At 45.4% G+C, this 6,612-nt stretch carries 5 protein-coding genes; 3 read left to right on the top strand and 2 right to left on the bottom strand.

The genetic code is table 11. From position 1 onward, the window contains the following. Window positions 1–149 precede the first annotated feature (149 nt). Window positions 150–551 carry a hypothetical protein gene (locus tag DEU29_RS13630; RefSeq protein WP_133540918.1) on the top strand — a complete coding sequence of 134 codons (402 nt, stop codon included), beginning with the start codon at window positions 150–152 and terminating at the stop codon, window positions 549–551. A gap of 400 nt (window positions 552–951) precedes the next feature. Here the strand turns inward: DEU29_RS13630 and dcm are convergent, their stop codons facing one another. After that, entirely contained in the window at window positions 952–2,229 is a 1,278-nt protein-coding gene (gene dcm / locus DEU29_RS13625) for a DNA (cytosine-5-)-methyltransferase (protein WP_133540916.1), read from the bottom strand. A 171-nt stretch (window positions 2,230–2,400) separates the two neighbouring features. Then, window positions 2,401–3,123 carry an Eco47II family restriction endonuclease gene (locus DEU29_RS13620; protein ID WP_133540914.1) on the bottom strand — a complete coding sequence of 241 codons (723 nt, stop codon included), beginning with the start codon at window positions 3,121–3,123 and terminating at the stop codon, window positions 2,401–2,403. Window positions 3,124–3,462: 339 nt separating this feature from the next. Here DEU29_RS13620 and DEU29_RS13615 point away from each other — a divergent pair, with 339 nt between their 5' ends. Next, a complete protein-coding gene (locus tag DEU29_RS13615) occupies window positions 3,463–4,416 on the top strand; it encodes a hypothetical protein (RefSeq protein ID WP_133540912.1) in 954 nt (317 codons plus the stop codon). Next, window positions 4,416–6,557: a putative bifunctional diguanylate cyclase/phosphodiesterase gene (locus tag DEU29_RS13610; RefSeq protein ID WP_133540910.1), complete on the top strand. Its 2,142-nt coding sequence runs from the start codon at window positions 4,416–4,418 to the stop codon at window positions 6,555–6,557. The genes DEU29_RS13615 and DEU29_RS13610 overlap by 1 nt, the downstream gene beginning before the upstream one ends. Window positions 6,558–6,612: the final 55 nt, after the last annotated feature.

Genomic DNA, 6,612 nt, shown 5'->3' with positions numbered 1-6,612 from the left:
TTGGTCCTCTCCACTCTGTTTCTATAGAAGCTTGAACCTCTATATTGGCACATTGCGATGCCGTTTAGGAGGGAGGGGACCATCTCATCAAGCTAGGAGGCGGTACTAAAAGGCTTACAGATCGCTTTTATGCCTATCATGTATATCGAATGAACGACACCACTCAAACCGAAAACAAAGAAATTACGTTTTCGGAAATTTTGAGTCATGTCGCTACAGCTTACGAATCAAAGGGAATGAAGCTCTCCGACCCCGATGTTCGATTAGGACACTTAAAGCGATTGTTTAGACAAGGCCGACCCGTCTTGCATTTGGTTTGGGGTCTTATTGAAAGTCATCAATCAATGGGTTGGTGCAATGAAATGGGGCAGCTAAGTGAAGGAGTAAAGCCTGCGATTGGAGACTGGGGCTGGCTTGAATCTGCACACCAAATAGCTGACTTGGTTCTAGGACTACACCTTATCGAACATGAATCCTACCTTCAAAATGGCAAGCAGCTCCGACTACACAAGTTTGACCCGTCAGAAGTTATTGATTTATATAAAGACTAGCAGTGGATCAACTTCTGGCCCCTGACTAAATCCAAGAGTTACCACAAAATCGCCTTAGCATAAAAAGCGAGGTGATTTATGAGGCAAAGCATCAGTCAAAGTGGGTTAAATTGTATTGCCGAGGAGTTGGCGTTAGAAATCTTTTATTTGCAACGTCATATTGAAGATTTGAACACGGAATTTTGTGAAAGCAACTCCGTAGGAAGCCGTCTCCGTATTTATGAGGAGACCGTTTTCCTTGAGAAGATCAAAGAAAGGATTGAGTCGAGAATGGCCACGAAAAGCCATTTAAGCGCTCAAGTGGGTTGATCAAAGAGCCACGTTTGCAATGACCTGTAGCATGCACCACAAAAGCCCTAACTGTCAGGTTGAACAGTTAGGGCTAACCCGTGTCAATTATCTATTGACCAACGGCTATAGGGAGCTCATCTGCCGATTCAATTTGATTTAAGAGTCTAACTACTGACCTACCGACCGCAGCAGCAAGATTTACGGGAACCGCATTTCCAATCTGCTTGTATTTGGCGGTGAGAGGGCCAGCAAACTCCCATGAATCTGGAAATGTTTGAATACGAGCGTACTCTCGGACTGTAAGAGGTCTCGTTTCCTCGGGATGACAGCGCTCTGTCTGCTTTTGAGCCGGAGCACATGTGAGGGTTAGGCTAGGCTCATCCCAGCTGAGACGTCGAGCCATACCTGTCTTTCCACCACCTAAGTGGAAGCTTCCTTTCATGTAGTCTCGTTGCACATCAACTGGCAAATCACGCCAGTAACCACCAGGAGGAACCATTGAAAGTACGTCCTGCTTGTAAGCAGGATACTTCTGCCCCTCAGAAGGTGGAACATCACTGCTATACAGCTCACCCTCTTTAAGCGCATCTTTCATGGTCAAAATTCGGTGAAACGGTGATGGCCATTGGAAATCCAAGTCTTGGCTCAAATCTTTGCGAACCGCGACAATTATTAAGCGTTCGCGTTTTTGCGGCACCTTATAAAATACGGCCTTCAGCACACGACATCCAAGAATATCATATCCGATCTCATCGATTATTGACTTAATCGTTTCAAGAGTTTTCCCATCGTCGTGCTTAAGAAGCCCTCTTACATTTTCAGCAACAATAATCTTCGGATTTATTTCTTTAACTGCTCTGGCGAACTCAAAAAACAACGTGCCTCTTGCATCTTCAAAGCCTGCTTTTTTTCCAGCATAAGAGAATGCTTGGCATGGAAAGCCTCCTGATAGAACGTCAATCTCATCGCGTAGGTGCGTAAAATCGATTTTGGAGATGTCGCCTTCCGCCACTTTCCATTCTGGTCTGTTCTTCTTTAAAGTCGCACAGGCATGCTTGTCGAGCTCATTAAGAAGGACTGTGTTAAAGCCAGCTTCTTCAAACCCGAGAGCCAAGCCCCCCGCTCCAGCAAAGAGCTCTACAGATGAATAACTTTTGTGCGGGGTAGTTTGTAGCTCCTCTCCCCAATTACTGCTGAATAACTGTTGAGCTGGCTCAAACGCTTCAATTTGTTCACGCGAATACAGACGATAGTTGTTACCCTCATCACGCTCTGGAATGAGCTTCCCTGATGCTTCCCATCGCCTCAACGTTTCTTTAGAAAGCCCAAGAATATCAGCGACTTGAGCGATGGTGAAGAATTCCTTGTCTTTACCTGATGTTTTCATAACGAGTCCTTAGGTAGCAGTAAACATTGATCATGGTTACTACTATATATATACACAGTAGTTTCGTCAAACGTTGATCATGGTTATTTAAAATATTTTCAATATCGGTAAACGCTGATCGTGCCGAATACTTCAAAAATGAGTATTCGGCCGTCCTGCCTAAGTGCTTGACTAACCAAACGCCGTTGTAAAATATGCTGCGAAAGCGTCTTTATCAGGAATCGTGAAAGTTTCCTCGCCAAATCTCGTTTGCATAAGGTGTTCAATGACAACCGGTAGTGCTTGATAGAACTCTTGTAATGCATGTGGACGTCCCGTTACGAGCTCATAAAAGCTTGCACCGTCAATTGTTCTAACATGCTCATGAGCTGCTACTTTAGCGCCGGTACTTCTATCTGAGGGTGTGAACGAGACATTAAAACGCTCAGGTGTTTTCGGAATTATGGTCACAAAGTAAGCTGTATAGCCATAATATGTACTGGACTTTTTACTCACCTTATCCAATAGAGACTGGTACTCATCGGCTAATCGTCCCCCTGTAAGGGTGTTATGCTTATTCTTAATTTCAGCGATGACTTGATGTTGATCTGATTTCAAATCAACTTCGCCGCCAACGTATAGATCTTCCCATCCGTCAACACTGCCTAATACCTTTTGGTGTAAAGCACCTATGTGATTTGTAAGGGTCTTCTGGCATTGCCGAATCATTTCAGACTCTTTCCAAGTTTCATGGTGAAAGCCTGATATTGCAGCATCAAAGATGGTGGCAAATGGATCTATGACGTTTTTCTCGAAATCTTGTTCAACAGACTGTTTGCGGTTAAGACCTATCGTCAGAATGCTCGCAACGAGCTCTTCAAACTTTTCGTCACTTATATACGCCAAATATGACATGTTATGTTCCTTATGGATTTTCGTCCGTAATTGATGACAAGCTTATCCTATCACAAGGATCTGGGTTTGATTTCAGATCGCGAAAATATGTTATCATTAGGTAAAGAGGTGGCTAATAACACCTTATCGACTGTAAAGATTTGTCGTCACATTTCCACCTATTTTTACTAAACAAGGTTTAAGTGACGTCATTTAGCGTTTTTCGGGGGGGAGGTTGGTTACCGTGGACTCACTGAAACTTTATTCTTATGGCTCGAAAAGCGACTTGTCACACACACACGAGATCTTTACGTTTCCAGGGGCCCTTTACCATTCTAGGTTGGCAGGGAGCAGCTGACTATGTCACGCGCTGCTAAATCCATTAACAGTTGCTTAAGAAGCGGCTTTATCTGGGTTGTCAGCGCGTTTTTGCTTGCTTGTTCGCCACCGCACGAGCCGGTCAACTTGGCCGGCAACAATTGGCTCGGTTATCAACCTTTTTATGTTGCGAAAGAGCTCAACCCTCAAACAGTGAACGAGCTTGAATTTAGTATTCATTCGTTGCCATCCACTTCCAATCTATTACGTTTGATGTCCGAAGGACAACTCGATGGTGGTTTTCTGACTCTAGACGAGGCATTAATCTATCAGCAAGGCACTAACGAGCAATTGTGTGTGGCGATGGTTACCGATGTCTCCCGGGGTGGTGATGGGTTAATTATGCGCCCCGACTGGCGTGAGCAGCCTGAACCATTACGAATCGCGCATGAAGCAACAGCCGTAGGCGGCTATATGTTAAAGCGGGCAAAGCAATTTGAGGTGTTTGAAGGTAAAGCCATACAGCCATCGGTTGCCACGCTAAACATGCACGCCTCACTCTTTGAGTCAGGGGCCGTTGATGGCGTCATAACCTTCCATCCAGTGCTTGGCAGGCTAGAACGAATGCCCAGCGAGGTTATATTCGACAGTTCCATGATTGCGGCCGAAATTGTCGACTTGTTAGTCATTAAAAAGTCAGTATGGGACAGGCATGGCGGCCATATTCGACCCAAATTAATGCAATTATGGCAAACGTCAGTCAGCGAATTTAAAGCGCTAACCCCTGAAGTCACTCGTATTGTTTCAGTTAATACGGGCTTATCACGCCGAGAATTAGTATTAGCGCTGGCGGATCTGGAGCTGGTAGGTGCTACAGACTCTGAAGAGTTTAACTTATCTGAAACGCTGAAATCGGTGCAACAATTTTTATTAGAAACCGGCCACCTGACTAAGCGCCAATCCTTGGATTATTGTGACAAGGGGTGGGCAAACTAATGGCTGAAGCACGAGTTAATTTTTGGCGCAGTTTGTCGACCCGAATTACGCTACTGGTTGTTACGGTCAGTGTCGCGGTCTTTGTTTTTCTGGTTTGGCTAACGCTGTATTACCAGCAGTTAGAAAACCGTAACCTGGCAGAGCGCGAATTAAGAACCCTTAATCTATCCTCGCAGGCTACGCTGAATAGAATTATTCGTTATGACTATCCTGAACTGGCAGAAGAGGTTATTGCTGAGCTTGAAGTGCACCGCCGGGTTAGCCGCGCGTTGATATTTAATGAACAGGGCTCGGTAGTATTCAGTAACCTTAAAAGTGAAGTCGGGCGGCTGATTGAGCATGCACAGTTAGAGTTGCCTGAGGCATTCAGCTCACCAGCGGGTAAATTCTCATTAGTGGTCTATGAACCTGATTTAGACCGGTTTTATTCCAAAACACCCTTGGTTGGGCGTGCGAATCAGACTCAAGAGGTTGCAACCTGGACCTTGCTAATGACGTATGAGTATGACACCAGCCTGAAGGCCGCGATTTATCAGCGCCGCTGGGCGCTTGCGGGTGAATTACTATTGGTGTTTATTCTTGCGTCGCTATTGAGAGTTTACTTGCAACATCGACTGGCGCGACCATTGCAGCTATTACAACAGGGGGTTTTACAACTTCGGTTGACTAATAGCGACGTCGATATTGCGCTAACCGATAACGATGAATTGGGGCAAATGGCGCGCACTATAGAACAAATAGCCCGCGATCGATCGCAATACTTGAGCGATCTAAAGAACCTTAATACCGCCATCGAACAAAGCAACGAGTGTGTCATAATCACTAATATTGAGGGTGAAATCGAGTACGTAAACCGGGCGTTTAGTGACGTCACGGGTTACAGCAAGGACGAGCTTATTGGTCAGAACCCACGCATTTTGCAGTCAGGTGCAACCGCTAAAACAACCTACGAAAGGTTATGGAACAAGCTTAAATTGGGTGAAACATGGCGCGGTGAATTGTTGAATAAACGCAAAGACGGCAGCAATTACGTGGTTTGGGCTACGATTACCCCGGTATTAGACGAAAATAATCTTATTACGCACTTTATTGGTGTCGAGGAAGATATTACTGAGCGTAAGGCTGACGAGGAAAAGCTCCATTTTCTGGCTTACTATGAACCGCTGACATCGCTGCCTAATCGTTTCCATTTAAGTGAACTGATGCAGCAGGTCTTGGCGGCTCATGACGGTAAACATTATGGTGCGTTACTGTTGGTTGATATGGATCGCTTACAGCATATCAATGACGCACGTGGCTATGAGTTTGGTAGTGAACTTATTAAGCGTTTTGCAGAGCGGCTGAAGCACGAACTGAAAGGGCGTGAGCATACGCTGGCGCATTTGGGCGCCGATGCATTTGCGGTGTTATTACCGGAAGATGCCAGTAGCATTCAGGCGGCCAAAAATAAGGCGGAAGCCGTGGGACAGTTGTTATTAGCGACAACAGAGCAGCCGTTTCATGTAATGCGTGAAGAGCTGAAGATATCGGCCAGTATTGGTTGCGTAATTTACCCAGAAACCGATGTGATTATGCACAGCAAAATTGAGGCTGAACGTATCATTCGGTCGGCAGAAACTGCAATGCATCAGGCTAAACACAAAGGCGGCAATAGCTTCCAGTTTTACAAAGCTAAGTTTAGTCAGCAAGTGCAACAGCAGTTCGAGATCGAAAAACAATTACGCCATGCGATTAGTAAAGACGAGCTTGAGTTGCACCTGCAATCACAATGTCTTCACTCCGGTGAAGTTGTAAGTGCTGAAGCTTTGGTGCGTTGGAATCATTCCCGCGACGGCATGATTTCACCAGGGAAATTTATACCCGTAGCCGAGCAGTCAGACCTTATCGTTGACGTTGACCGCTGGATGTTAACGCGGGTTTGCCAACTATTAGCTGATCTGCAAAAACAAGGAAAGCACCTAAGCATCTCAGTCAATATTAGCGCGCGTCACTTTCGTAAGTCGGACTTTGAAGACTGGATTGATGCGTTAATAAAAGAGTATGAAATACCCCGTAAGTCGCTGGTTTTAGAGGTCACCGAAGGTGTTGCGTATTTCGGTGATTCCGAACAGCGATTCCGGAGTTATCCGATCACCTGTTAGCCGTTCTTTTTCATAACCCTCTTTTTACGCTAAGTGATCGGATTGGTCTAGTTTT

Origin of the sequence: Idiomarina aquatica (assembly GCF_004362895.1) — a bacterium.
Classification (GTDB): Bacteria; Pseudomonadota; Gammaproteobacteria; order Enterobacterales; family Alteromonadaceae; genus Idiomarina.
Note: the sequence above shows the minus strand (reverse complement) of the source record. Positions and strands in the feature narration are given on the sequence as shown.